24 protein-coding genes, 1 tRNA gene and 1 pseudogene are annotated in these 25544 nt (G+C 61.2%); 10 read left to right on the forward strand and 16 right to left on the reverse strand.

Annotated elements, in window-relative coordinates; all coding sequences use genetic code 11:
* Positions 1 to 31: 31 nt before the first annotated feature.
* The 5 genes from AC070A_RS14380 to AC070A_RS14400 all read right to left on the reverse strand — a co-directional run bounded on the left by AC070A_RS14380 (position 32) and on the right by AC070A_RS14400 (position 4408).
* Complete coding sequence (locus AC070A_RS14380; protein WP_058320289.1) at positions 32 to 1324, reverse strand: MFS transporter; 1293 nt, start codon at positions 1322 to 1324, stop codon at positions 32 to 34.
* Between the two features lie 198 nt (positions 1325 to 1522).
* On the reverse strand, positions 1523 to 1678 hold the full coding sequence (locus AC070A_RS14385; protein ID WP_093232127.1) for a hypothetical protein: 156 nt from the start codon (positions 1676 to 1678) through the stop codon (positions 1523 to 1525).
* A gap of 79 nt (positions 1679 to 1757) precedes the next feature.
* Positions 1758 to 1934: a hypothetical protein gene (locus AC070A_RS14390; protein WP_089043882.1), complete on the reverse strand. Its 177-nt coding sequence runs from the start codon at positions 1932 to 1934 to the stop codon at positions 1758 to 1760.
* A gap of 176 nt (positions 1935 to 2110) precedes the next feature.
* A complete protein-coding gene (locus AC070A_RS14395) occupies positions 2111 to 3010 on the reverse strand; it encodes a uracil-DNA glycosylase (protein ID WP_058320516.1) in 900 nt (299 codons plus the stop codon).
* A gap of 99 nt (positions 3011 to 3109) precedes the next feature.
* Positions 3110 to 4408, reverse strand: a complete 1299-nt coding sequence (locus AC070A_RS14400; RefSeq protein WP_113736848.1) for an Hsp70 family protein — start codon at positions 4406 to 4408, stop codon at positions 3110 to 3112.
* 461 nt (positions 4409 to 4869) lie between these two features.
* Here AC070A_RS14400 and AC070A_RS14405 point away from each other — a divergent pair, with 461 nt between their 5' ends.
* From AC070A_RS14405 to AC070A_RS14415, 3 genes are all read left to right on the forward strand, one after another.
* Positions 4870 to 6531, forward strand: a complete 1662-nt coding sequence (locus AC070A_RS14405) for an electron transfer flavoprotein-ubiquinone oxidoreductase (protein ID WP_218372956.1) — start codon at positions 4870 to 4872, stop codon at positions 6529 to 6531.
* A 326-nt stretch (positions 6532 to 6857) separates the two neighbouring features.
* Complete coding sequence (locus tag AC070A_RS14410; protein WP_058320287.1) at positions 6858 to 7856, forward strand: ABC transporter substrate-binding protein; 999 nt, start codon at positions 6858 to 6860, stop codon at positions 7854 to 7856.
* Between the two features lie 112 nt (positions 7857 to 7968).
* Positions 7969 to 8856, forward strand: a complete 888-nt coding sequence (locus AC070A_RS14415; protein ID WP_057252855.1) for an ABC transporter permease — start codon at positions 7969 to 7971, stop codon at positions 8854 to 8856.
* 75 nt (positions 8857 to 8931) lie between these two features.
* On the opposite strand, the gene AC070A_RS14420 is transcribed toward AC070A_RS14415, so the two are convergent.
* Entirely contained in the window at positions 8932 to 9840 is a 909-nt protein-coding gene (locus AC070A_RS14420) for a DMT family transporter (protein WP_113737608.1), read from the reverse strand.
* A 152-nt stretch (positions 9841 to 9992) separates the two neighbouring features.
* Here AC070A_RS14420 and AC070A_RS14425 point away from each other — a divergent pair, with 152 nt between their 5' ends.
* Together AC070A_RS14425 and AC070A_RS14430 are read left to right on the forward strand one after the other, a co-directional pair.
* The gene (locus tag AC070A_RS14425; RefSeq protein WP_058320285.1) at positions 9993 to 10466 is read left to right on the forward strand and encodes an Lrp/AsnC family transcriptional regulator; all 474 of its coding nucleotides are present in this window, start codon (positions 9993 to 9995) and stop codon (positions 10464 to 10466) included.
* A 146-nt stretch (positions 10467 to 10612) separates the two neighbouring features.
* The gene (locus tag AC070A_RS14430) at positions 10613 to 11536 is read left to right on the forward strand and encodes a diacylglycerol/lipid kinase family protein (RefSeq protein WP_058320284.1); all 924 of its coding nucleotides are present in this window, start codon (positions 10613 to 10615) and stop codon (positions 11534 to 11536) included.
* Here the strand turns inward: AC070A_RS14430 and AC070A_RS14435 are convergent.
* Positions 11473 to 13002 carry an ArnT family glycosyltransferase gene (locus AC070A_RS14435; RefSeq protein ID WP_113737607.1) on the reverse strand — a complete coding sequence of 510 codons (1530 nt, stop codon included), beginning with the start codon at positions 13000 to 13002 and terminating at the stop codon, positions 11473 to 11475. The two genes, AC070A_RS14430 and AC070A_RS14435, sit on opposite strands and share 64 nt — an antisense overlap.
* Entirely contained in the window at positions 12995 to 13972 is a 978-nt protein-coding gene (locus AC070A_RS14440) for a glycosyltransferase family 2 protein (protein WP_058320283.1), read from the reverse strand. The genes AC070A_RS14435 and AC070A_RS14440 overlap by 8 nt, the downstream gene beginning before the upstream one ends.
* A 131-nt stretch (positions 13973 to 14103) precedes the next feature.
* Between AC070A_RS14440 and AC070A_RS14445 the strand changes: the two genes are divergently transcribed.
* On the forward strand, positions 14104 to 15057 hold the full coding sequence (locus tag AC070A_RS14445) for a lysylphosphatidylglycerol synthase domain-containing protein (protein WP_113737606.1): 954 nt from the start codon (positions 14104 to 14106) through the stop codon (positions 15055 to 15057).
* A 57-nt stretch (positions 15058 to 15114) separates the two neighbouring features.
* On the opposite strand, the gene AC070A_RS14450 is transcribed toward AC070A_RS14445, so the two are convergent.
* From AC070A_RS14450 to AC070A_RS14470, 5 genes are all read right to left on the reverse strand, one after another.
* Positions 15115 to 16617, reverse strand: a complete 1503-nt coding sequence (locus AC070A_RS14450; protein ID WP_057252842.1) for an AMP nucleosidase — start codon at positions 16615 to 16617, stop codon at positions 15115 to 15117.
* Between the two features lie 83 nt (positions 16618 to 16700).
* Positions 16701 to 17021 carry a YnfA family protein gene (locus tag AC070A_RS14455; RefSeq protein WP_057252839.1) on the reverse strand — a complete coding sequence of 107 codons (321 nt, stop codon included), beginning with the start codon at positions 17019 to 17021 and terminating at the stop codon, positions 16701 to 16703.
* Between the two features lie 205 nt (positions 17022 to 17226).
* Positions 17227 to 17403, reverse strand: coding sequence for a hypothetical protein (locus tag AC070A_RS14460; protein ID WP_162261310.1), 177 nt, complete (start codon positions 17401 to 17403; stop codon positions 17227 to 17229).
* 77 nt (positions 17404 to 17480) lie between these two features.
* Positions 17481 to 17654 (reverse strand): hypothetical protein, encoded by a 174-nt coding sequence (locus AC070A_RS14465; RefSeq protein WP_093232134.1) that lies wholly within the window; start codon positions 17652 to 17654, stop codon positions 17481 to 17483.
* Positions 17655 to 17958: 304 nt separating this feature from the next.
* Entirely contained in the window at positions 17959 to 18300 is a 342-nt protein-coding gene (locus AC070A_RS14470) for a DUF2147 domain-containing protein (protein WP_057252837.1), read from the reverse strand.
* A 596-nt stretch (positions 18301 to 18896) separates the two neighbouring features.
* Here AC070A_RS14470 and AC070A_RS14475 point away from each other — a divergent pair.
* Positions 18897 to 19163 (forward strand): sel1 repeat family protein, encoded by a 267-nt coding sequence (locus AC070A_RS14475; RefSeq protein WP_057252835.1) that lies wholly within the window; start codon positions 18897 to 18899, stop codon positions 19161 to 19163.
* A 58-nt stretch (positions 19164 to 19221) separates the two neighbouring features.
* Here AC070A_RS14475 and AC070A_RS14480 read toward each other — a convergent pair whose 3' ends face one another.
* The 3 genes from AC070A_RS14480 to AC070A_RS14490 all read right to left on the reverse strand — a co-directional run bounded on the left by AC070A_RS14480 (position 19222) and on the right by AC070A_RS14490 (position 21373).
* On the reverse strand, positions 19222 to 20337 hold the full coding sequence (locus tag AC070A_RS14480) for a pyridoxal phosphate-dependent aminotransferase (protein ID WP_058320280.1): 1116 nt from the start codon (positions 20335 to 20337) through the stop codon (positions 19222 to 19224).
* A gap of 103 nt (positions 20338 to 20440) precedes the next feature.
* On the reverse strand, positions 20441 to 20818 hold the full coding sequence (locus AC070A_RS14485; protein ID WP_058320279.1) for a PilZ domain-containing protein: 378 nt from the start codon (positions 20816 to 20818) through the stop codon (positions 20441 to 20443).
* Positions 20819 to 21016: 198 nt separating this feature from the next.
* A complete protein-coding gene (locus AC070A_RS14490; RefSeq protein ID WP_058320515.1) occupies positions 21017 to 21373 on the reverse strand; it encodes a hypothetical protein in 357 nt (118 codons plus the stop codon).
* A 287-nt stretch (positions 21374 to 21660) separates the two neighbouring features.
* Between AC070A_RS14490 and AC070A_RS14495 the strand changes: the two genes are divergently transcribed.
* From AC070A_RS14495 to AC070A_RS14505, 3 genes and pseudogenes are all read left to right on the forward strand, one after another.
* Complete coding sequence (locus AC070A_RS14495; RefSeq protein WP_158539365.1) at positions 21661 to 23901, forward strand: caspase family protein; 2241 nt, start codon at positions 21661 to 21663, stop codon at positions 23899 to 23901.
* A 237-nt stretch (positions 23902 to 24138) separates the two neighbouring features.
* A tRNA-Ser gene (locus AC070A_RS14500) sits at positions 24139 to 24228 on the forward strand.
* A 1039-nt stretch (positions 24229 to 25267) separates the two neighbouring features.
* A pseudogene (locus tag AC070A_RS14505) lies at positions 25268 to 25544 on the forward strand (hypothetical protein); the annotation flags it as partial.

The following is a 25544-nucleotide window of genomic DNA, read 5'->3' on the forward strand; positions in this document are numbered from 1 at the left end:
CGAAGCGCGAGTTCGCTTCTGTCGGTGGCCTTTATGAGCGCGGCTTATCCCAGGCAGGAACCGTGTCGTCATCGATTAGCGGTTCTTGCGCCATCTGCTGGGCGATGGGGCTCGTCACATCAGGCCCGGGTGTCGGCATCACGCTCGTTGCCTGGAAATCGGTCTTGGCGACCAGGCCCTTGTGCTGCTCGCGCTGCAGGATGCGCCAGGCGGCGTAGCCGCCATAGAGGGCGAAATAGACAGCGAGAACGAGGAACAGCGCCGCCGGGCCGAAGCGATCCATGACCGGCCCGACCATCAGAGGGCCGGAGATCGTGCCGAGCCCATAGGTGATCATCAGGCCGGACGATGTCTCGACATACTCGTTGGGTTTGGCGAGGTCGTTCGCATGCGCGACGTTGAGCGCATAGATCGGAAACAGTACCGAACCGACGAGGGCGGCGATGGCGTAGAGAACGGTCGGCGAACTGCCGATTGCGGCCGACATCACCAGGCAGGAGACGACGCCGACGACGCCGCAGCCGATCATGACGATGCGCCGGTCGATCTTGTCGGAGAGGCGGCCGATGGGGATCTGCGAGATCGCGCTGCCGGTCAAAAGCGAGGCGAGCAGGGTCGCACCTTCGGCGGTGGAAAGACCGATCTTCTGGGTGAAGACGCCGCCGAGATTGAGCCAGGCGCCGGAGAGCGCACCGGCGAGAAAGCCGCCGACGACGGCGACCGGCGAGCGGCGGAAGAGCGTCGGGATGTCGAACTTGGCCTGCGCGGGCGGTGCGGGCATCGGCGAGGAGGAGAGGGCCGTCGGCAGCAGGGCGAGCGAAAACAGCACGGCGCAGAGCATGAACAGGGATGTGTTCGTTGGGTCGCCGAGCGGCACCATATATTGTCCGCCGATCGTGCCGACCATCGTCGTGATCAGGTAGAGCGAAAACAGCAGGCCGCGGTTTTCGTTGGTGACGCGTTCGTTGAGCCAGCTTTCGATGACGAGGTAGCTTCCGGAAATCGCAAAGCCCGATATGGCGCGAAACGCGATCCAGGCGCGCCAGTCGACGATGAGGCCGCAAAGCAGGATTGCGATGGAAAGCAGCGTGATCAGCGCCGTGAAGACGCGCACATGGCCGACGCGCAACACGAATTTCGGCGTGACGATGCAGGATAGCGTGAAGCCGACCGTGTAGCCGGTGGCGATGATCGAAACCGTCAGCGTCGACCAGTTCTCTGCGACGGAGCGCACCGGGATGACATAGCTCTGAAGGCCGAAGGCGACCATCATGAGCAGGGTCGACACCATCAGGCTGAAGACGGAAGCGAGGTTGGCCAGCATCGGCGCTCCTGAAAACAAGGCGCCCCTCCATCGATGGCGACGGCAGGCAAGCGCAGGTGGAGCGAGGACGGTCTGGCGGATACCGGACGAGCCCGACACTCCAAGGTCAAAGCGAGTGTGGCTCTATCCAGTTTTTCGGGCGCTGTCGATTGCGACAGGCGATGGCAAAAAGGCGGTAGGCCTCTTTGCCGGCAGCGATCAGTTCGGCAGCAACGGGCTCACGGCCACGCGATGGGCGCGGCGTGCATCCTTCTTGGTGCTGAGAATGGTGTATTCGCGCGAGGCACGCACGGCAGTACCGATGTCGGAGATCGAATCGAACAGGACCTTGAGGCTAACGATGGGCTTGGTCATGGTTGCGTTCCTTTCTTCGTCGTCGGCCGATAATGGCGACTTGTGCACGCGATACGCGGTCAAGCGTATCGCGTGGGGATCAGCGCTGAATGAAATCGGCGAAAATCTGCGCCGGACGGGTGGTCCGGGCAAGGCCGATCGCGGTCATCTGCTCGTTGGCTGCCGTGCCGAAGCGGTTGAACGGCGTCCGGTAAGCAGCGCCGGTGTGGCGGAGCGTCTCAAAGCTGCTGTGGATCGGACGAAAGCGGGCAGTCATGGTTCAATTCCTTATTCCATTCCTCCCGTGCCAGTATATTGCGCTGCAACATCTCATTTTGCAATGCGTCATAATGCGCCGCTGATATGCGCAAACCGCATGGCTTTCTTCATTCTTTGTTCATAAAGCGGGCAGGCAGGTTGGCGCCGCATGGGCGCACCGTAATTCGGCGAGAATCAGCCTTGGACCCGGGCCTTGAAGGCAAGCAGGTCCTGCCAGGCGAAGCGCTTGTTGACTGGCGCCGTCATCAGATCCTGCGGGTGCAACGTTGCGAGCGTCGGCACCGTGATGCCGCCGATCGAAAGCTCCCGCCATTCGCCACGAAGCTGGTGGATCGTGTCGTTGCCGCCGAAGAAGAAGCGGGCGGTGAAATTGCCGAGCAAAAGCAGATGTTTGGGCTCGGCAAGGGCGATTTGCCGTTCGATGAAGGGACGGCAGATGTCGGCTTCGCGCGCCGTCGGCACGCGGTTGCCCGGCGGGCGCCAGGGCACGACGTTGCTGAGCAGTACGCTTTCGCGCGCCAAGCCGATGCCGGCGAGCATGCGGGTCAGCATCTCGCCGAGCCGGCCTGCGAAGGGCTGGCCGTCGCGATCGCAGTCGGCATAGGGCATCGGGCCGACGATCATGATGCCGCTCGCCGGGTCGCCCTCGGCAAAGACGAGGTTGCGGGCGCTGTTCCTGAGATTGCAGCCGGCAAAGCCCTCCATCGCAACCCTGAGCTCGGCGAGCGATCGGGCTGATTCGGCGGCAAAGCGCGCCTCTTCGATCGCCTGCGCATCGGGAATGGCGACGGCAGGGGCGCTCGCGGCCGGAGCGGGTGCGCGGCTTTCGCGGGATGGAGCGGAAGCGGGGGCAGCCGCTGCCGCTGTCTGGCGTGCAGCCGGTTGCGAAGCGGGTGTCTCCCCACGGTCGTTGGCCGCCGGCGCGCGCGCGTTGCCGCGCGCCGCCTTCATTGCCTCGAACTCGGCGAAGCGGTCGACCGGCTCCTCTTCCAGCAGCCATTCGACGCCCGCATCCGCATGGAAGGCGAGGAGGGCGGCAAGCTGCGCCGGAGAGAGATCGTGGGCGGAAATCATGGCCGCCAACCTAACCCATAAGCCGTCGGACCGGAACCGCTTTTCCGGCCCCCGGCATGCCTATCCAAGGTCATGCACATCAGGCGCGCAGGCCTCGGCTTACGCCGCATTGGCCGTCCAGTGGGCGATGTCCTCGTGCTCGCCGATCAGCGCCAGACCGTGAGCGATCGACAGCAGTTCGCCGCCGCTTTCGATGCGGTCGGCCTCGAAGCGCCGCTCGAAGATGCCGCGCACCGCCGGAACGAAAGACGTGCCGCCGGTCAAGAACACCTTGTCGATCGACCCGGGCGCCGTCGCGGTCGACTGCAGCACGTCGTCGAGTGCGCCCTCGATGCGGGCCAGCTCCGGCGCGATCCAGCCTTCGAAGTCGCTGCGGCGAACGGTGCGGCGCGACATTTCGCCGAGCGGGGCGAAATAAAACTCGGTCTCGTCTTCTAGCGACAGCCGCATCTTCGTTGCCGAGATCGCGTTGTAGAGCGGATAGCCCTCGTCATGCTCGATCAGGTCGACGAAGGCCTCGAGCTTTTCCGGCTCAAGGCTCTGGCGCACGAGCTTTTTCAGATCTGTGAAATCTTTCAACGTCTTGAAGATCGACAGCTGATTCCAGCGGCCGAAATTCGCATAGTAGTTGGACGGCACTTCAAGCAGCTTGTCGAAGCTCTTGAAGAGACTCCCCTTTCCAATCAGCGGCGAGACGACGTTGTCGATGATGCGGAAGTCGAAATGGTCGCCGGCAATGCCCACACCCGAATGACCGATCGGAGTTGCGGTGAGCCGCCCTGCCTTGGTTTCGAAGCGGATCAGCGAATAGTCGGTGGTGCCGCCGCCGAAATCGGCGACCAGGACCGTTGCATCCTGCTTCAGGTTCTGCGCGAAGTAGAAGGCCGCCGCCACCGGCTCGTAGACGTAGTGCACCTCCGGGAAGCCGAATTCCGAGAGGGCTGCGCCATAGCGTTCAAGCGCGAGCGCCGGATCAGGGCTGGAGCCGGCGAAATGCACCGGTCGGCCGACGACGATGCGGCTATACTGATCCGTCCAGCTGTCGCCGGCATAGTCGCGCAGCTTGTTCAGGAACACCCGCATCAGATCCTCGAAGCTGTGGCGCTTGGCAAAGACCTGCGTGCCCTGGAAGAGGGGGCTTGCGGCAAAGGTTTTGATCGATTGCAGGAAACGACAGTCGCCCGGATTGTCGATGAAGGCGCGGATCGCCGCCTGGCCGGCTTCGACCTTCAGTGCCTGGGCGCCAAGGTTGGCGTCCTTCATGAAGGAAAGCGCGGTGCGCATGGCGTCTGTCGTTCCGGCGAGACTGTCGAACTGCATCGAGTGGGTGGTGTCGCCGGCGGCAACAGCAAGCACGGAATTGGTGGTGCCGAAGTCGAAGCCCAGTGCCTTGGCCATATGGTGGTCTCCTTGCGTCTGGCGTCGCTCCGCCGCCCGGAGCAAGCCGGCGGCGCGCAACGCAACATGTAATTTTGTGGGGCCGTCTCCGCATGTTCAGGCGGCCGGCCCCGAAGTCGGCAAAAGACACGTCGTCCGGGCGCCAGAGGGGCGCCGAGTCGAGTGCCGTTTGCGAATGGGATATGCCGGCGCGGACCGCCGGAAGGGTGCGGCGGCCTCGTGGCATGGCTCTTCGGCAAAAGCAAGGCCGAATGGCTCATAGCGTCGGCACGCGACAAAATGATGTATTTACGTTTACGTACACGTCATATAAACATTTGCCCTAAACTCATGACCTCATGCGCAAAAGCGGGCATCGTCTGTCGCATCCCGGCTCGACAAGCCAAACTGCATTTGCCATGACGGAATGATATGTCCTGGGAACTGAACCGGCAGAAGACCGGTGAGACTGGAGAGACGGTATGACCGAGCAAGATCTGCCCGAACGCGAGAGCATGGAGTTCGACGTTGTCATCGTCGGGGCGGGGCCTGCCGGTCTTGCGGCGGCGATCCGACTGAAGCAGGTCAATCCGGAGCTTTCGGTCGTCGTCTTGGAAAAGGGCGCCGAAGTCGGCGCGCATATCCTCTCGGGCGCCGTCGTCGATCCGATCGGCATCGACCGGCTGCTGCCGGGCTGGCGCGACGAGGCGGATCATCCGTTCAAGACCGAGGTCACGGACGACCACTTCCTGTTCTTGGGCCCGGCCGGCTCAATCCGCTTGCCGAATTTCCTGATGCCGCCGCTGATGAACAATCACGGCAACTATATCGTCTCGCTCGGCAATGTCTGTCGCTGGCTGGCAAGCCATGCGGAAGCCCTGGGTGTCGAGATCTATCCGGGCTTTGCCGCAACCGAAGTGCTCTATAACGACAAGGGTGCGGTCATCGGCGTTGCCACCGGCGACATGGGCATCGAGCGCAATGGCGAACCGGGACCGAACTTCGCCCGCGGCATGGCGCTCTTGGGCAAATACACGCTGATCGGCGAGGGCGTGCGCGGTTCGCTCGCCAAGCAGCTGATTGCGAAATTCGATCTCTCCAGGGATCGCGACGTCCAGAAATTCGGCATCGGCCTGAAAGAGCTCTGGCAGGTCAAGCCCGAGAACCACCGGCCCGGGCTGGTGCAGCATTCCTTCGGCTGGCCGCTCGGCATGAAGACCGGCGGCGGTTCGTTCCTCTACCATCTCGAAGACAACCTGGTCGCCGTCGGCTTCGTCGTGCACCTGAACTACAAGAACCCCTATCTCTTCCCGTTCGAGGAGTTCCAGCGCTTCAAGACCCATCCGGCGATCCGCGGCACCTTCGAGGGCGGCAAGCGCCTTTCCTATGGCGCGCGTGCGATCACCGAGGGCGGCTACCAGTCGGTGCCGAAGCTGTCCTTCCCCGGCGGTGCGCTGATCGGCTGTTCGGCCGGTCTCGTCAACGTGCCGCGCATCAAGGGCAGCCACAATGCGGTGCTGTCGGGCATTCTCGCGGCCGAGAAGCTGGCGGCGGCGATCGCGAGCGGTCGCGCCAATGACGAGCCGATCGAGATCGAACGCGGCTGGCGCGACAGCGCCATCGGCCAGGACCTGAAGCGGGTCAGGAACGTCAAGCCGCTGTGGTCGAAGTTCGGCACGGCGATCGGCGTTGCGCTCGGCGGCTTGGACATGTGGACCAACCAGCTGTTCGGCTTCTCGTTCTTCGGCACGCTGAAGCACGGCAAGACCGATGCGCAGTCGCTGGAGCCGGCAGCGCAGCATCAGAAGATCGACTATCCGAAGCCCGATGGTGTTTTGACCTTCGATCGGCTCTCGTCGGTGTTCCTGTCGAACACCAACCACGAGGAAGACCAGCCGATCCATCTGCAGGTCAAGGATCCGGAGCTGCAGCGCACGTCGGAACTCGACGTCTTTGCCGGCCCGTCGACGCGCTACTGTCCGGCCGGGGTCTACGAATGGGTGGAGAAGGACGGCAAGCCTGTCTTCGTCATCAACGCGCAGAACTGCGTGCACTGCAAGACCTGCGACATCAAGGACCCGAACCAGAACATCAACTGGGTGCCGCCACAGGGCGGCGAAGGCCCGGTCTATCCGAATATGTGATCTTTGGATGGCGGCCGCAGGACCTCCGAGGTTCGCGGAAACGAAATTGTTCGAGGCGCCGGAGGGAACTCCGGCGCCTCTTTTGTATTCGCGCGCACCTGTCGAGCGGTAGTCCGATCATCGAAAAGGCAATCCGTGCCGCTATTGGGAAAGTCCTTGCCGGCAAACCCCGTTAGCTTTCATGGTGTCATCGGCTCGAAGCCGACGAATCCGCAGGCCTTTCGGTCCCTGTTGTTTCGAGTTGGACCGAGCCTTGTGACGCTGCCGATCCCCGCGGTGAGATCGGCAGTGCGACGGGATGCACCGCCAGAACAAAGGGAACGGAAATGAAGAAGCTTCTTGCAACGACGTGCCTGGCCGCCGGCCTTCTTGGCCTTGCTGGTGCGGCCTCGGCCGCCGAATGCGGCGATGTGACGATTGCCAATATGAACTGGCAGAGCGCCGAAGTGCTGGCGAGCGTCGACAAGATCATCCTGGCGGAAGGCTATGGCTGCAACGCCGAGCTCGTCGTTGGCGATACCGTGCCGACGATCACCTCGATGATCGAAAAGGGCCAGCCCGATATCGCGCCGGAAGGCTGGGTGGATCTTCTGCCCGACGTCGTCAATCGCGGCCTCGAAGAAGGCAAGCTCGTCGGTGCCGCCGTCGCACTCTCCGATGGCGCCGTTCAGGGCTGGTGGGTCCCGAAATACATCGTTGACGCCAATCCCGACATCAAGACGATCGACGACGTGCTGAAGCACAAGGAGCTGTTCCCGGATCCGGAAGACGCCAGCAAGGGCGCCGTCTTCAACGGCCCGCAGGGCTGGGGCGGAACGGTAGTGACGACTCAGCTCTACAAGGCCTATGGCGGCGAGGCGGCGGGCTTCACGCTGGTCGACACCGGATCGGCCGCCGGTCTCGACGGCTCGATCGCCAAGGCCTATGAGCGCAAGCAGGGCTGGGTCGGGTACTACTGGGCGCCGACGGCCCTTCTCGGCAAATACGAGATGGTCAAGCTCGGGCATGGGGTCGCGGCGGACGCAGCCGAGTGGAAACGCTGCAACACGGTTGCCGACTGCCCGGACCCGAAGAAGAACGACTGGCCGAAGGACAAGGTCCAGACGCTGGTGACAAAGGCTTTTGCCGATCGCGCGGGCCCGGCCATGGACTACCTCAACAAGCGCGCCTGGACCAACGACACGGTCAACAAGCTGATGGCCTGGATGACCGACAACCAGGCAAGCGGCGAGGAGGGCGCCAAACACTTCCTTCAGGAAAACCCCGACATCTGGACTCAGTGGGTCTCGCCCGAGGTCGCCGAAAAGGTCAAGGCCGCGCTCTGATTGCGACCGATTGAACCCACGGGCGGCGCGATCCTTGCGCCGCCTCTTTGTTTGACCCCCCGGCAACAGCAAAACAACAATCGCGGCCGGTGAGATGTGAAGGGGAATTGGAATGGACTGGTTGACCCAGTTTCCGCATATGGACGACGAAAGCCTGCGGGCGCTGAAGAAGGCTATCGACGAGGGGTTCCGGTCGTTCACGCGCGCCTATGGCGACGCAATCGAAGGTTTCTTCGAACCGCTGCAGTTCTTCCTCATCCAGTCGGAGCGCTTCATGACGAAGACGCCCTGGCCGATCATCCTGGTGCTGATCGCGCTGATCGCTTGGGTGGCGAGTCGGAACTGGAAGATCGTCGCCGGCTGCATCGGTACGCTGCTGCTCATCGGCTACTTCGACATGTGGGACGACACGATGAAGACGATCTCGATGATCTTCGTCTGTACCGTTTTGTCGATCGCCATCGGCATTCCGCTCGGCATCGTCATGTCCCGGTCGGACCGGGTCCAGAACATCGTCAATCCGATCCTCGACGTGATGCAGACCATGCCGAGTTTCGTCTATCTGATCCCGGTCGTGATGCTGCTCGGCATCGGCAAGGTTCCAGGACTGATTGCCGTGGTCATCTACGCGATACCGCCGATGATCCGGCTCACCAATCTCGGCATCCGCCTTGTCGACAAGGACGTGCTGGAGGCGGCCGATGCATTCGGCTCGTCGGCTTGGCAGAAGCTCAAGAACGTGCAGATGCCGCTGGCCCTGCCGACGATCATGGCGGGCATCAACCAGACGATCATGATGGCGCTCGCCATGGTGGTCATCGCCTCGATGATCGGCGTTCAGGGCCTCGGCCAGCCGGTGCTGAAGGCGATTGCCAACCAGTATTTCACGCTCGGCATCTTCAACGGGCTCGCCATCGTCGGCATCGCGATCATCTTCGATCGTGTCAGCCAGGCCTATGGCCACCGCCTGCAGAAACATCGCGAGATCATCCACGGCTGAGCCGAGCGATCTCAAGAAAAGAGAAGGCCCCGGAGGAAAGCGTCCGGGGCTTTTTGCTATGGGGACGTTCCGGTTTTACGTACGGGTAGAGAGAATGCCGGTCGAAAGCGCCACGCCGATAGCCGTTACGATTGCGGCCAGCATTTCGAACGGGCCGATTTGCTCGCCGAGCAGGATCGCGCCGCCGATCATCGCCAGCACCGGGGTCAGCGCCGTAAAGGCAGCGGCCTGCGTGCCGCCGAGGCTCTTCACCGCAAAGCCATAGGCGACCATGGCAATGAGGCCGGAGAGGATGCCCTGGCTGGTGATCTGCAGGGCGATCTCCTTGACCGGAACGCTGGCAAGCGTGCTTCCGAAACAGGCGGCAAGCGCCAGATGGATCAGGAACGACCAGGCCGCAATCAAAGCGCTTCCCTGCAGCGGGCTCAGGCCCGAACGGCGGAAGGCGTGGGTGTAGATCGCCCAGAGCGTGGCCGCTGCGGGCAACAGCGCGTATCCGATCCACCCTGTGGACACTGAAACGGCAAGGTTGCGCGTCAGCAGGATAGCGACACCGGCGACGATCGCGGCAAAACCCACCATCCGCATTCGGTCCGGACGCTCGCCAAAGATCGTGATGCCGATCAGGGCGGTGGCAAGCGGCATCGAGCCGCCGAGAAGAATGCCGACGGAGGAGGCGGGAACCGAGTGGATCGCAAAGGCGGAGACCTGGAAAAAGACCGCGCCGGAGCCCGCGACCATCAAGGCGAGGAGCAGGATCGGCAGCTTGCGCGGCAAGAGCCCGGTCTTGCGCCAGAGCGGCGCGAGCAGGAGCGCCGGTACGCCGTAGCGGATCAGGCCAAGGTCGATTGTGCTGAGTGCGGTGCCGGCCGAATGGCGGGTTGCGAGAATCCAGCCCGCCCAGATGAGGACGGTCACGAAGGCACCGGCATAGCCGGCGGTGGCAGGCGACGTATTGCCGCGAGCAAGCGTAAGCGCAACCATTTGAATTTCCTTCCCGATTTGGATATCTGAGGGGCTTTTGGGTCTGGAAGGAAGATTACGCCCGGAAGGCCGGGCATGTCCTTGCGATTTATGCCCGAAATAGACTATCATCAGCAACAATGTGCCAATAGTAACCTCTGAAGTTTGTGAACATGCCAAATCTCGATAAATTCGATCTCGCTATCCTCAGGATCCTTCAGGAGGATGCGCGCGCGACGAACGTCGAGATCGCAGAAAAGGTCAATCTTTCGCCGTCGCCCTGCCTGCGGCGCATCCGCAATCTGGAGAAATCCGGCATCCTGCGTGGCTATCGGGCCGATATCGACCGCAAGGAAGCCGGTCTCGGGCTCACCGTCTTCGTGGAGATCAAGGTGGGACGGCACAGCCGCGAGAATGCGCAGCGGCAGCAGGAGGCGCTGCTCGCCATTCCCGAGGTGGTGTCCTGTTTCCTGATCTCGGGCAATGCCGACTTCCTCGCCGAGGTCGTCGTCGAGGATCTCCCGGCTTACGAGACGCTCTTGACCGAGACGCTGCTTGCCTTGCCGGGTGTGACCGACATCCGTTCGAACTTCGCGATCCGATCGATCAAGACCGGCGGGCCACTGAAGTTGCCCGAGCCGCGCTGAACGGTTGCTATTACCGGTCTCCGAGCGCCGACCGGCACGCGCTCCATTCCCGTTAAGTTTCGGCAAGGTTCTGGAATTGGCCGCAATCGCGATTATCTGATCGCGGTGAGCAGCTTTGCCGCGGCAACGGAGTCAGTGACCCATTCATGAAAATCAAGGCGATCTTCAATCGTGAAGGCGGAACCTTCCGCACGACGGATATGGCGGCCTATGGCCGGAAGGTCGAGGAGGTCTTCCATACCGCCGGCCACCAGATCGAAATTGCGACGGTTTCCGGAAGCGAGATGCGCGAGACCTTGGAGCGCACATGCCGCCGCGATGACCTCGATGCGATAATCGCCGGCGGCGGTGACGGCACGATCTCGGCTGCTGCCGGGGTCGCCTGGAAAAACCGCATGCCGCTCGGCGTTGTTCCCGCCGGGACGATGAACCTTTTTGCCCGCACGCTGAAGCTGCCGCTCGATATCTGGAAGGTTCCGGAGGTGCTGGCGAATGGCGTGATCATCGACGGTGACATCGGCAGCGCTGATGGCCGGGCCTTCGTACATCAGTTTTCGATGGGCCTGCATGCCCGCATGGTGCGCTATCGCGAGTCTTTCAGCTTTCGTTCGAGGGCAGGCAAAATCGCCGCAAGCACCCGCGCCGCGGTAGGCGTGATTCTCAATCCGCCCGATTTCGAGATCGAGTTCGACGTCGACGGCCATAAGGAGAGCCGTCATGTTTCGGCGGTTTCAGTCTCGAACAATCCGTTCGGCCGCGATACGCTGATGTATGCCGACGATGTCACAGCCGGCCATCTCGGCTTCTACACGGCGCCGCCCCTGAGCCCGCCGGGCGTGGCCAAGCTCGCCTTTGATGTGATGCGCGGCAAATTCCGCGACAGCCCGCTGATTACCGCCATGAGCGGCCATGCGCTCGATCTGCATTTTCCCAAGGTAGAACGCAAGATCAACTGCGTCATCGACGGGGAGCTCCTGCCGATGGGCCGTGACGTCGCGCTTCGCATTCACCCGGGCGAACTCAAGTTGCTCGTCGGCGCCGACCGCGACGGGTCGGTAATCCAGAAGTAGCCGAAGCCATAGCGATCCGGCAGATTGCCGTGGAGATAGGGCAGGGCGAGTTGCTGCGGCTTCATCGCCGCCTCCGGCACGCCGAGCGACTTCAAGATGTCGAGAAGCCCTTCAGGTGGTTGAGCATCGAGCTTGCCGTTGTCGCTCCAGACCACGAGGAGCGGTCCGGCCGGATGCTCGATCGGAGAGCTGCTGCTGTTGCCGGGGACGAAGACCTTGGCACCGTGCAGGCGCGTGCGCACATTGCCACCAAGCAGCTTGTCCGCGGCGATGACCATCGCCGGCTCGGCTCCCTCCTGTCGGACCACGGTATCGACAAGGGTGCTATAGGGAATGCTGAGCCTCGACAATTTGCCGAACCAGGGGCGAACAACCGCGCGTGCCGAGACGACCACCAAAGTGGTGACGATGATGAAGGCGACGAGCAGCAGGAAGGGGCGAACGCTGCGTGTGGTGTCGACGCCGGAAGCCTCCACCTTGAGGGCCAGGTAGAGCGGCAGCAGGACGAGAAAGAGAACCAGCCATTTCTCGCGCATGTGGGTGGCGCCGACGGCGAGCATGATCAGCAGCACGGCGCCGAGGCACAGCAGCAACATGCGCCCGACGACGCGTGTCCAGTGGTTTTCGGCGCGCCAGATCGTCGGCAGGTCCTTGCGGAAGACGAGAGCGAAGACGATCAGGGGAAGTGCGGCGCCGCGAAGCGTGGCGGCGATCAGCGCAACGATCCCTTTGAGCGCCTTCGTCAGGTAGCTCGTCTGTTGGGCCGTTCCCATTTCATTGAGGGTATTGCGCGAGGCGGCGCCGAGATTTTCGAGAATCCAGTAGCCGTGCGGCAGCGCAATCAGCGTGCAGACGGCGATCGCAACCAGAATGCGCCAGTCGAAGAGCCGGGCGCGAAGCTTCGGCTCGGGCAGGATCGCAAGAATCGCGGCGGTTGGGACGAGTGCGAAGTTGTACTTCGAGATGACGCCGATGCCGACCGCCGCTCCAGTCAGGACGTAGGCGAACAGACTTGGCCGCGTCATCGTCCGGACGAAAGCGTAAAGGAACAGCGATACGGCAAACAGTGCCGCGACCGTATGCGAAAGGTCGCGCTGTGCGAGCAGAAAAATCGGCGGAAAGGTCAGCACGCCGACCGTTGCGATCGCGGTCAGGCGTCGATCGCTGAGGACCTCGCGTGCTGCGAGGCCGTAGAAGAGGCAACACAGAAACAGGAGCCCATTCTTCAGCGCCGTCATCGTCGCAAGCGACGGCCCAAAGGCCGAGGTCAGCCCGTATTGCAGCCAATTGTAGAACGGGGGCTGCGAACCATAGCCGAGCATCAGGAACTGCGAGACGAAGGCCTGTTCCGACTCGTCGATTTCGAGCGATGTGGAAATGGCGAGGCGCAAGCCGATGCAGAGCAGAAAGTAACCGGCGATCAGCGCAACGACGGTGTTTGGCCGACGATTGACGACGTCAAGCATCGGCCGGGTCCCGGACGAAGACCTGCCGCACGATGTAGTTGGTGGTACCGTCGTCGCGGAAATAGGTTCGCGCCATCATCTCAGCGAGAATGCCTGTCGTGATGAGCTGAACGGACGAAAGGAACAGCATGACACCGACGATCAGCATCGGTCGCGTTCCGATGTCGTTGCCGAGGATGAACTTGTCGAAGCCGAGATAGACCAGGATCAGCGCGCTGAGCGCGCCGGTCGCAAGCCCGATCGATCCGAAGAAGTGCCCTGGGCGCGCTTTGTAACGCATGAAGAAGAGCACCGACAGCAGATCGAGAATCACGCGGAAGGTTCTGGAGATCCCATACTTGGATTGGCCGTGCTGCCGTGCGTGATGGGTAACGGGCATCTCGCCGATGCGGCTGCTCGGCACCACGCCGGCGACCCAGGCGGGGATGAAGCGGTGCATTTCCCCCATCAGCTTCACCTGCTTGATGACCGAGGTTCGATAGACCTTGAGGCTGCAGCCATAGTCATGCAGCCTGACGCCGGTGATCTTGCCGATCAGGCGATTGGCGCACCAGGACGGGATCTTCCTGAGCAGGAGACCATCCTGCCGGTTCTTTCGCCAGCCGACCAGCAGGTCGAGCTCGCGCTCCTCGATCGCCTTGACCATTTCGGGAATATCGGCCGGATCGTTCTGCAGGTCGCCGTCAAGCGTGGCGATCAGGCGCCCGGCGGCAGCGTCGATGCCGGCCTGCATCGCTGCCGTTTGCCCGAAGTTCTTCTGCAATTCGACAATCTTGAGATCGAGGCCCGGATCGGAAAGAGCCATTCTTGCATTTGCCAGCGTTCGGTCGGTGCTGCCGTCGTCAACGAGGATCAGTTCCCACGGAGACGGAAAGTTCGCCAGCGCATCGCGGACACGTGTGATCAGCGGCTGGACGCTGTCCTCTTCGTTGAACACGGGAATGACGACGGATAGTTCGATGGGGTACATAGGAACAGCTCGTACATGCGGCGCTTACAATGCCGCAAGATTTGGATTGGGCTACATAACCGTTTTCTTGCACAGTTATCAGTGATAACCAACGTTCAATCTTGCGTTTCAACACGGGAAATCGAGACCTGATGACTTCGGATTGCGAGTCCGATCGGCGATCCTGGTTCGCCCGCAACCGGATGACATTACTTTCGGCAGGTGCCATTGCGGCCTATGCGGCCTTCGTCGAATGGTTCTGGGGATGGCCGGCGCTGCTGAGGCAATGGTCCGAGATCGGCTTCAGTTCCGCCGTCTCGGCTCTGGTGCTGCTTGTCGCAACCTATTTCATTCGCTGCTATCGCATCTACGATTACTTCCCGAACGAAACGGCGGGGCGCTTCCTGCCGCTGTTTCGCGTCACCCAGGTCCATAATCTCCTCAACATCATGCTGCCGTTTCGTGCCGGGGAAACGAGCTTTCCGCTGCTGATGCGCTCGGAGTTTTCCGTGCCGCTCGCGCGCGGCACGTCCGCTCTTCTGGTGATGCGCCTGCTCGACCTGCACGCCCTTCTCGTCGTTGCGGCCGTCGGCCTCGTCATCGGCCGCGGATCAGCCGCGCTGTGGATTGCATGGCTTGCCGCGTTCGTCTCGCCGCTTCTCTTCTTCCTGCTGAAGGATCAAGTGCTTGCGCTGGCGCGTCGGCTGTTGCCGACAAAGCTCGATGTCATTGTCGACGAATTGGAGGCGGGCGTCCCGGCCAATATCGTCGCGTTCCTGCGCGCCTGGGGCATGACCATCCTCAACTGGGCGGTCAAGGTGCTTGTCCTTGCCTGGGTGCTGGCCTTCATGGGCGTTGCGCCGCTGGCCGCCTGTTTCGGTGGTGCCCTCGGCGGCGAACTTTCCTCGGTGCTGCCGATGCATGCGCCCGCTGGCGTCGGCACCTATCCGGCCGCGATCGCGGCCGGGGCAGTGTCCTTCGGCGCTGGCGCCGATCGCGCCGGAGTGGAACAACTCGCGGCGGCCGGCGTCAACGCACATCTCTTGATCATCGTGTCCGCGGTGGCGGGCACGATGCTGTCGATGGCGCTCGGGAGACGGCGCTGAGCAATTCCAGGAAAAGTGTGAAGCAGTTTTCCGTCCGGAATTGCGCAATTCCAATGGTTACTGGAACGAGGTTTCGTAGAAGCTTCTGAGCTTGCGGGAATGCAGCTTCTCCGGCGGCATGGCCGCAAGCTTCTGCAGCGCAAGGATGCCGATCTTCAGGTGCTGGCTGACCTGTGTCTTGTAGAAGGCCGTCGCCATGCCCGGCAGCTTCAACTCGCCATGCAGCGGCTTGTCCGACACGCAGAGCAGCGTTCCATAGGGCACGCGGAAGCGGAAGCCGTTGGCGGCGATCGTCGCCGATTCCATATCGAGCGCAATGGCGCGGGCCTGCGACAGGCGCTTGACCGGGCCGCGCTGGTCGCGAAGTTCCCAGTTGCGGTTGTCGATGGTTGCGACGGTTCCGGTCCGCATGATCTGTTTGAGGTCGTAGTCGCGGTAGCCGGTGACCTCGGCAACGGCGTCCTGCAGTGCCACTTGCACTTCGGCGAGCGCCGGCAGGGGGATCCAGACCGGAAGGTCGTCGTCGAGAACGTGATCCTCGCGCATATAGGCATGCGCGAGCACGTAGTCGCCAAGGCGCTGGCTGTTGCGAAGACCGGCGCAGTGGCCGAGCATCAGCCAGACATGCGGGCGTAAAACGGCGATATGGTCGGTGATCGTCTTGGCGTTGGACGGGCCGACGCCGATATTGACCATGGTGATGCCGCCGTGACCCTTCTTCTTCAAATGATAGGCGGGCATCTGCGGCAGCCGTGCGAGCGTGTAGTCGGTCTCGGGCTTGTCGGCACCGGCGGGCGTGATGATGTTGCCGGGCTCGACGAAGGCCGTGTAGCCGTTACCGCCTTCGGCCATCTGCTGGCGGGCCCAGGCACAGAACTCGTCGATATAGAACTGGTAGTTCGTGAAGAGCACGAAGTTCTGGAAGTGCGTGGCGTTCGTCGCGGTATAATGGCTGAGGCGCGCCAGCGAATAGTCGATGCGCTGAGCCGTGAAGGGCGCAAGCGGCGAGGGTTCTCCGGGGCCCGGCTCGTAGGAGCCGTTGGCGATCTCGTCGTCGGTCGTCGTCAGGTCAGGCGCATCGAACAGATCGCGCAGCGGAATGTCGATGGTGTTTGCCGCCGACGCCTCCACATAGGCGCCCTCGCCAAAGGCAAAATGCAAGGGGATCGGGGTTGCCGATTCCGAGACGGTGACGCCGAGGCCGTGGTTCCGTATGAGATGCCCGAGCTGTTCCTTCAGATAGTGCCGGAAAAGCTTCGGCCGGGTGATCGTGGTCGTATAGACGCCGGGCGCGCTGACATAGCCAAAGGACAGGCGGGAATCGACATGTCCGAAGCTGCTCGTCTCGATGCTGACCTGCGGGTAGCAGGCACGATAGCGGGTGAGGGGCTCATCGGACTTGCCCAGGCCCTCGAACGCTTCGCAGAGGAACCGGGTATTGCGCTCGTAGAGCGCCTCGAGGCAATCGACAGCAGCCGCAGGATCGTCGAAGTATTGCGGCTCGAAAGGCTCAGGCGTTGCGACGGAAAGGACGGAGTGTGAAGAGATTCGCTTGTTCATGTCGCATTATAGGCTGCGGCTTCTGACAAGCAAACGACAAGATATTGGCTTGCACAACCGCGCTGCGGCCTCAGGTCATCGGTTCAACGCGGGCCCGCGAGGATGACCGCGCTGCCGAGAAGGGCGATGGTCATGCCGGCCAGATCCCAGCGGTCGGGCCTGACCCCTTCGGCAAGCCAGAGCCAGAGCAGCGACGCGGCGATGTAGACGCCGCCATAGGCCGCGTAGGCGCGGCCCGCAGCTTCGCTGTCGATCCAGGTGAGGAGCCAGGCGAAAAGTGCCAGGGAGGCCATGCCTGGAATAAGCCAGACGATGGATTTATCGAGCTTCAACCACGCCCAGAAGGCAAAGCAGCCGGCGATTTCGGCAAGGGCGGCAAGCGTATAGACGAGATAGGCGGGCATCGGGGCTGACAAGGGGCTGTTGTGGCGAATCCCACAATCGTATCCAATTAGGGGAAACAAGCAGAAACTCAAAGTGCTGCAGCAACCTTGGCGTATCTTAAAAGAAGCACGACGCTGCAGGTGCGAGAGGACGCCAAGCGCAAGTCGGAAAGAACAAAGGGGCGCGAGCGCCCCTTTCATGCAATCCGATCGGGTGGCACCCGCCTCACGTCATCGATTGACGCTGCAGGGTGACGAAGAGGACGAGGCCCGCGCCCTGTTTGCCGATGCCGGCACCGTTGGCCTTGGAGTAGGCAAGCGCTCCAACCGGTGCCATCAGCAGGCCGGCCAGTGCAAGCACGCGCAGCGAGAGAAACGCGGATGTCGAAAGAGCGGCCAGCATGTTCGTTTCTCCATCAGATCACGCGGTGATCGGTTTCACTTGGCGGCGGAGCAGGGCGTAGCCCGTCTCGTCCCGGGTTAGAGTTTGGCCTGGCAGTATTGCGCCGTATGCGCGGTGCAATCCGTCAGCGAACCGAGATAGGTATTGGTGCGGCGACGTTCGGTGTCCGCGCTGACGGCAGCGGCGAGAGTTACAGCGAAAACGACCATCAGAAGGCTGATGATGGTGAGGCGCCGAGCAAGGATATCCATGGTTCTGTCCGTTGTTTGGAGGCAGGTTCAAATCGATTGAGTGTGTTTTCGCACACCCAAACTGAATTGATGCTGAGATGTCCGTTCATCTGGCGTTCATCTTCGGTTGCATGGGGAGGCGCGCTGCACGGATCGGGAGATCGAGACCGGTCGCGATCACAGTGGGTGCGCAAGGAGGAGCCAAGGGGGCGGCGCTACGAATGGTCGCGTAACAGCGCTAAGTCCATGGACCGCCCATGCAAAAAGGGCGGCCGATGGCCGCCCTTTCAATTCGTCAATGTGTCCGTGCCGCCGTATCGCGCGCTTAGAGGCGCGTCCAGGTCTGTGACTTGCAGAGCACTTTCAGGACGCAGCCCTTCATCTTCAGCGAATTGCCGTTGACGGCGCCAGAACCGCTATAGGTCTTGTCGGTATCCGGATCGGTGATTTCGCCCGAATAGCTGCCGTCGGTACCGGCGAGGTTGCCGATGCGCTTGCCGGCATGCTTGCCGGTCTTCAGCGTCACGCAAAAGGCTCCGCCACAAGGCACAATCTCCGCGGTCGCGCCGCTTGCGGTCTTCCAGTTGCCGACGATCGGTTCTGCCGCTGCCGCCGTCCCGGCAATGCCAAGGGCGAGCGTCGCGGTCATGAGCAAGGTACGTAACATTCCAGTCCTCCAGATCGAGGCTGCCGGCGTGGTCCGCTCCGCCGGCAGCTTTAGATGTCCTCGTATGCAAAAAAGGCAGTCTCCTCACTGCCGCGCGCAAGATAGCTTACGCGCACGTAAAGGTAAACAAGCCAAACGGCGGCTTTTGCTGCTTTTTCTTGGCCGTTTCAAGCAGGTCGAAATCTAGGAAATCCTGGCGGCTCTGCCACCGTCGATCTTTTCGTGGTTAGCGTTTGGTTGAAATCGGCAGTTGAATTTTTCGTAAATTTTGAAGCGAATGCGCCGGATTCCCGGACTTCCGATGTTTAACAAAAGCTCAAGTTTACCAAGCGTTTGAACTTTGTTTGTCGCAAATTAAGCATGCATTTTAAGCGCGCATTGAAAGCCCTGCTGCATATTGAAGCCATAAGACGAGCGGACAAAAACGCTCCGAAAAACCACCGAAGACGACGCCGCAAAAAGATGGCGCGCTCCGGAAGGCCCGCAAAGAGGCAAGGTCGAACAGGGACCAAAACAAGTGCTGATCTGGAGCATGGTCCGCCCCAAACGGGCGGGCCGCTTCGGAAAAACCAACCAGGCAAGACAGGGACAAGACAATGGCACGCTTTGATATGCAGATTGCTTCGGATGCCGCGATGGGTGGTGACAACCAGGCGGAAATCTTCTGTGAAATGGGTCTGGCCTATGCGACCGGCCACGGTCGCCCGGTCGATCTCGTCGCCGCCCACAAGTGGCTGAACATTGCCGCGATCAAGGGCTGCGACCGTGCAGTCGATCTGCGCGCCGATCTGGCGATGACGATGAGCAAGGCAGATCTCGCCGCAGCTCTGCGCGCCGCTCGCGAATGGATGACGGTTCATTGAACCAAATGAGCGGCCCCCCAGAGGGGCGCCGCCCAACAGCCGGACTCTGAAAGCTGGATCAGGCCAGCTTTTTCAGAACCTCGGGCAGCGCGGCCTCAAACAGGGCCATCTCAGCTTCCGGTCCGGTACTGACACGGATGCAGCGATTAAGGGGCGCCACTCCCGGCATCCGGATAAAGATGCCATGGTCGTTCATCAGGGTATCGACGATCGCGCGGGCAAAGACCGCATCCCGGCCGCAGTCGATCGCCACGAAGTTCGTGGCCGAGGCGAGCGGCGACAAGCCGTTCTCTGTGCCGATCGCAGCGATACGCTGGCGAGAATCCGCAATCTTAGCCGTCACTTCTTTCAGATACTCCTGGTCCGCAAGCGCGGCGATTGCCGCAGCGACACCAATCCGGTTCATGCCGAAGTGGTTGCGGATCTTGTCGAATGCCTGGGCGGTGCCCGGCGTGGCGATCACATAGCCGATACGCGAACCGGCGAGCCCGTAGGCTTTCGAGAAAGTGCGCGTGCGCACGACGTTCGGGCGATCGATCAGGGCGCTGATCGCCGGCACCGCATCTGCCGGCGCTGTTTCGCAGTAGGCTTCGTCCAGAATGAAGAGCGTTGTTTCCGGAAGGGCCCTGGCAAACTCGACGATGCGGTCTGCCGGCCACCAGCTTCCCATCGGATTATCGGGATTGGCGAAATAGACGAGCGGCGCATTTTCCCGCTTCACGGCCGCAAGCAAGCCGTCGAGGTCCTCCCGGTCGCCGGCATAGGGCACCGTGACCAACCGGCCGCCATGGCCGACGACGTGATAGTTGAACGTGGGGTAGGCGCCAAGCGACGTGACGACCGGCATGCCCGGCTCGATCACCATGCGGACGATCTGGCCGAGCAACCCGTCGATGCCTTCACCGATCGCGATATTGGCCGGGCTGGTGCCGAGGCGGGCCGCAAGTGCCTGCTTCAGGTCGTGGTTTTCCGGGTCGGCGTATTTCCAGGTTCCGCCGGCTGCTTCCCGGATCGCTGAGATCACGCTTTCGGCGGGGCCGAAGCCGCTTTCGTTGGCTCCGATTCGCGCGGCGATCGGGCGACCCCTCTGGCGTTCGATGGCCTCCGGCCCGACAAACGGAATTGTTGACGGCAGGGATTGGATGAGCGGCGTGAAGCGAGAAAATGCGGACATGTTGAATAATAGGCCCCGTTCGAATAGCGTCACGGGGAACTTATCGCATGCTTTGGCAATTCGGAATCATCCCCGCGAGAAAAGCTGCAGGAATTCCGGTGCTCTACAGCCGCGGCTTTGCGTTCTTGACCTGCCCGGTGAAGAACTCTTGCCGGATGATCTCGCGCAGCAAGGTCTGCTCGATCGGCTTGATGAACTGGACACCGATGCGCTCGCCGTTGCGATAGACTTCGGCGCAACCGATCCTGAGCGGCGTGCCGACGATATGCAGATAATAGTGTTGGGGCAGGCCGATGTTGGTGTCGACGGCAAAGCTCGCGCCGCCACGCGAAATGTCGATCATCCGGCAGGATCGCACGGAGACGCTGCCGAGCCCCGGCTGCACAGCGGTCAGCGTACCGGCGTGCCCGATGGAGAATCGCTCATAGCGCCGCTCGTAGAAAGGCGACGGGACGCAGGAGTACATCGTCTGGTTCTGCATGCGTCATTCTCCGCCAGTGCCGGGTCGGACGGTGCGATCAGTTTCTGACCGCATTCCTTGACCCCGGACAATTCATTTGTCCCACATTGTATCGGTGGGCGATTTCCACCGATGCTAGAATCACTTTTGCATGAGAAACTTGCAATCCCCTGAAATCGATCACTAAAAATCTAATGTCGCACGGCCTGCTTTGAAAGGTCAGATTCCGCCACTTGAAAATTGCATGCGGATCAGCCGGCGCAGGAAGTCCGGCGAAAGCAGCATATTGAAGCGCACGCCAAGCTCTGCGCCTTCGCGATGGACCTGCGAACAGCCGATTTCCTCCTTGAACCCCTCGATTTCCAGGAAAAAGTGTTTTGGTATCAGGATTGCCGCGTTGAAATCGAGCATCGCGCCGGCGATCGAGATATGGCGCAGCAGGCATTGATATTTGGTCTTCGCCTTCAGGTGTTCGCCGATGACGAGGATGCGGCAGGGCCGCTCGATGAAGTAGTGCTGATGGGCAGTCGCAAGCTGGCCGGGCTTTCCTTCCGCGACATGCATCTTCATAGACATGGCAAGCTCCGAGACCGATAGCCTTTCGCAACCTCCGGCAACGTCGTCGTCGATGGAATCGACAGCCGTGCCGCTATCATGTTTCAGCTAAGCGCACCGACTTGCTTCGACCTTGTGCCGGCCACGCGCGTGTCACGGAATAAATTATGATGCGTGCGCACATTGAAAGCCCCCACCTCATACGTAATACTTTGGTCCGGCATGACCGGAACGCCCGATGTGGTGATTCCGCGGTTCAGAGGGGTGAGGGCATCGTTCGTCATTCAAGCCGGGCAAGGCGAAGAACGATGGTCGGTGCCGGAGGGAAGGGCATGTTCATGGGGCATTTGCGGCATTGGCTGCCGCTCTCTATTCTTTGTATGGCGTTGTTTGTGTCGGCGTCCGATGCGTGGGCTGCCAAGCGCGTCGCACTGTTGATCGGCAACGAGAAATATGAAGCAACGTCACCGCTCAACAACCCTGCCAATGACGTGGAACTGATGAAGGCCTCCTTCGAGGAGGCCGGTTTCGATACCGTCACGACGGTGCACGACGTTAGTCGCCAGGACATGGTCAAGGCGTTGCGCGAGTTCGAAGACCTCGCAACCGGTGCCGAAGTCGCGATCGTCTATTATTCCGGTCACGGCATGGAGATGAACGGCGAGAATTTTCTGCTTCCCGTCGACGTGCAATTGAAAACGGACAAGGACGTCGAGGACGAGGCCATCGGGCTCGACCGGGTTCAGCGTTCGCTCGAAGGCGCCACCAAGCTCAAGCTCGTCATCCTCGACGCCTGCCGCAACAATCCCTTTGAGCAGAGCATGACACGCTCGATCTCGACCAGGGCGGTTTCGCGCGGGCTGGCGCGGGTCGAACCGGAATCGGCCGACCTGCTCGTCGCATTTGCCTCCAAGGCCGGCACAGTCGCGCTCGATGGGGAGGGCAAGAACAGCCCCTTCGCCACCGCACTCGCCAAATACCTGACCGAACCCGGCGTCGATGTCCGCATTGCGCTCGGCAAGGTGCGGGACGAGGTGGTGTCGGTGACCAATCGCGGCCAGGAGCCGTTCGTTTATGGGTCGCTCGGTGGTGCGCAGATCTTCCTCAATATCAAAGAGGTGAACATCAGTATCACCAACAACGGCGGACAACTGTCGCCGAACAGCCAATCCGAGGCGGCTGCCGACTGGCAGAACATCCGCGACCTCGCCGACAAGGATCTGCTAACCGCCTTCCTGGCGAAGCATGGATCGGACCCGGTCTATAAGATGCTCGCCGAAAAGAAGCTGAAGCTTTTGACCGAAGCCGAGCAGACGTCGAGCGTGACGCCTGACGAGATTGCCTGGGAAGCCTTGAAACAGTCGACCGATGCGGCGGCGCTGACGCGCTTCATTGAGCGTTATCCTGACAGCAAGTATAAAGCCGAAGCCGAGCAGCAGATCGCGGCGCTCGAGCCGCAAAAGGGTCTCAACGTCTCGCCGACCGGTAAGGACACCCAGGCCTCGCGCGATTGCTATCTGCTGGCGGGCGAGCCGCAATCGATGCCGGGCTTCCTCGGGGTCAATTTCCTGAAGCTCGATTCCGAGCGGGCTTTGACCGCCTGCGCCCAGGCCGTCAACGAGAACCCGGACGATATGATGCTCGTCAACATGCTGGGTCGGGCGCAAGATGCCGGCCGCAATTATGTCGACGCGCGGCGCAACTACCGGAAGGCGGCCGACGGCGGCAACATGTATGCGCTGACGAATCTGGCCTGGTTCTCAGTCTATGGGACCGATGGTCCGGTCGACGTAGACCAGGGCAAGCGCATGTTCGAGGAGGCGGCGAGAGGTGGCAACGCCTACGGCCAGGCGTCACTCGGCTGGCTCTATCGCGAGGGCTACGGCGGCATCGCGCAGGACTATGCGGAGGCGGCGAGGTGGTATGAGCAGGCGGCCAGCCAGGGCTATGCCAACGCCATGGCAACGATGGGTTGGTTCTACCGGGAAGGGCTCGGCCTGCCCAAGGACCTGGCGCAATCGCTGTCCTGGTACAAGAAAGCAGCTGAAAGCGGCGACACCAATGCCATGTCGTCACTCGGATGGGCCTATCAGAACGGATTGGGGACGGAGCAGAACTACGGCGAAGCCAAGGTCTGGTACGAGAAGGCGGCCAATATGGGCGATTCTTATTCCATGGCATTGCTCGGCTGGTTCTACGATATCGGCAACGGTGTCTCGCAGGACTATGTGCAGGCGCGCACCTGGTACGAGATGGCCGCGAATGCCGGCAGCGCCTACGCCATGGGCAATCTGAGCCGTCTCTATGATTACGGCCTCGGTACCAAGGCAGACGCAAAGGAGGCGGTTCGCTGGGCCGCAGCCAGCATCGAGGGCGGCGACCCGGCCAAGCTGGAAGAATTGCGAACGCAGCCCAACAACTTCACGCCGGCGTTCCGCAAGGAAATGCAGGCGCTGCTTAAGGACCGCGGCTACTATGGTGGACCGATTGACGGCGACTTCGGTGCCGCCACTCAGCAGGCGATCGAGCGTCTCGCACGCAAATCGTAGGGCATGAGAGGCAAGACTCGCGGATCTCGGGTTTCCATTTCTATTGCTTGTGAGAATCGGGGGACGGCAAGCGCCGAAACTTTCCAGCTACTCCTACTTGGCTGCACGAGTGGCCTGTCGCTACGCCCACACGTTTGCTTCCTGCCGGCCAGGCCCACACGGAAAATGGGGGGAATTGCCGGAAACCGACAAAAAAATCTTGCATTGGCCGCTGAGTGTCACTAGTCAGGCGCTAACGGAGAGGTGGCCGAGTGGTCGAAGGCGCTCCCCTGCTAAGGGAGTATACCGGAAACGGTATCGAGGGTTCGAATCCCTTCTTCTCCGCCACTGTTCTTTTGGGTCTCAGGCGGCCCCAATTTCTTCTAAGTTTTCAGTGATTTGCGGACAGCCCTAATGATGGGGCTTGTTGCTGCTGTGACCCAGTCGTGTGACCCAGAAATGTTTTGGGACACCTTGGACCAAGATTCCAGAAGACGATAAAGGCTGTCGGCCAGATGTCTGCCCTTCCGGGTTAGGGAGGCGACCTTTTGACGTGGGTCCTCGCTGTACTCCTCCAGCCTGACCAATCCGCACCCAGGCACGTTTGCCCCTTTCGAAGTCTTGCTCCAGTTTAAATCAATACCGGATCGAGTGGACGTATGAGAGTGAATGGCGATTAGTTACGGGGGCAGGAAGGTCCTCCGGTGGGCCCCTACGAGGATTGCCCTTTTGGTGCAGAGGAATTCGATGGACTGATCTTCGGCCTAGAGACCTCGAAGGAAGTCAGAGATGAACTGACTGCTCCAGCGGCGGCTTATCCCAACATCTCACGGATGGAGGCTCGCCGCGAGCCCTCCAGTTTCGTTCTGCATATTCACCCTACGCAGCCTCTTTCAGTATCCTAAGGACGCTCGCACGGCCTATTCCTACCGCGTTCACTATCTCGGCTGCTGTCTTACCCTCTGTTTTCAGCTTCAGCATCTCTCTCTCTCTCTCTCTCTCTCTCTCTCTCTCTCTCTCTCTCTCTCTCGTCCGAGATCTCTGCGGGCCGCGTCCGTCGATAGACGTTCTCTTCCTGCGGGTGCAGGCCACGATTCTCCCCGGACCAGAATCAAGGATGCGTTTCGTTTGCGAATCTCGGCATTGATTCTGATGAATCTTTCGATTGCGAATGGTCCGTTCGGTTCTCATTTCCTGGAGCGAATGCTGTTATAGCCGCTTGCCAACGAGGTGGAGTCGGCGTTTGTGGCCATCCTTTCCCCTATTTTGGGCAGCTTTCTGCCTCTTTCTGAAACAGGCTGCGTCTGTTTCCCTAATGCTAAGCCCCTGCCACCAAAGGCTTTTCTTAATGCTTTGTTAATTTTCTTCCGGGGTCTGCGGCGATTTTGTGTCGTTTCAGCAACAGGGTTCGGCGAAGGGCGATGCAAAGCGCGTGATCTCGCTAGTTGGACATTGCGCCGATGATCCGGTCTTGTATTTTCAACTCCGGAAGCAAGGGCGGTTGATCGTCCGACTTCTTGAACGTTGGGGATGGGGCAGGGAAAGCTGTCCTTCAGCAAAATACCCAGACCCGTTTGAAACTTTTGACTGGAGGTCAGAAATGAACATCAAGAGCCTTCTTCTCGGCTCCGCTGCTGCTCTCGCAGCAGTATCCGGCGCACAGG

The organism is Ensifer sp. GW101-20A05 (assembly GCF_059424735.1).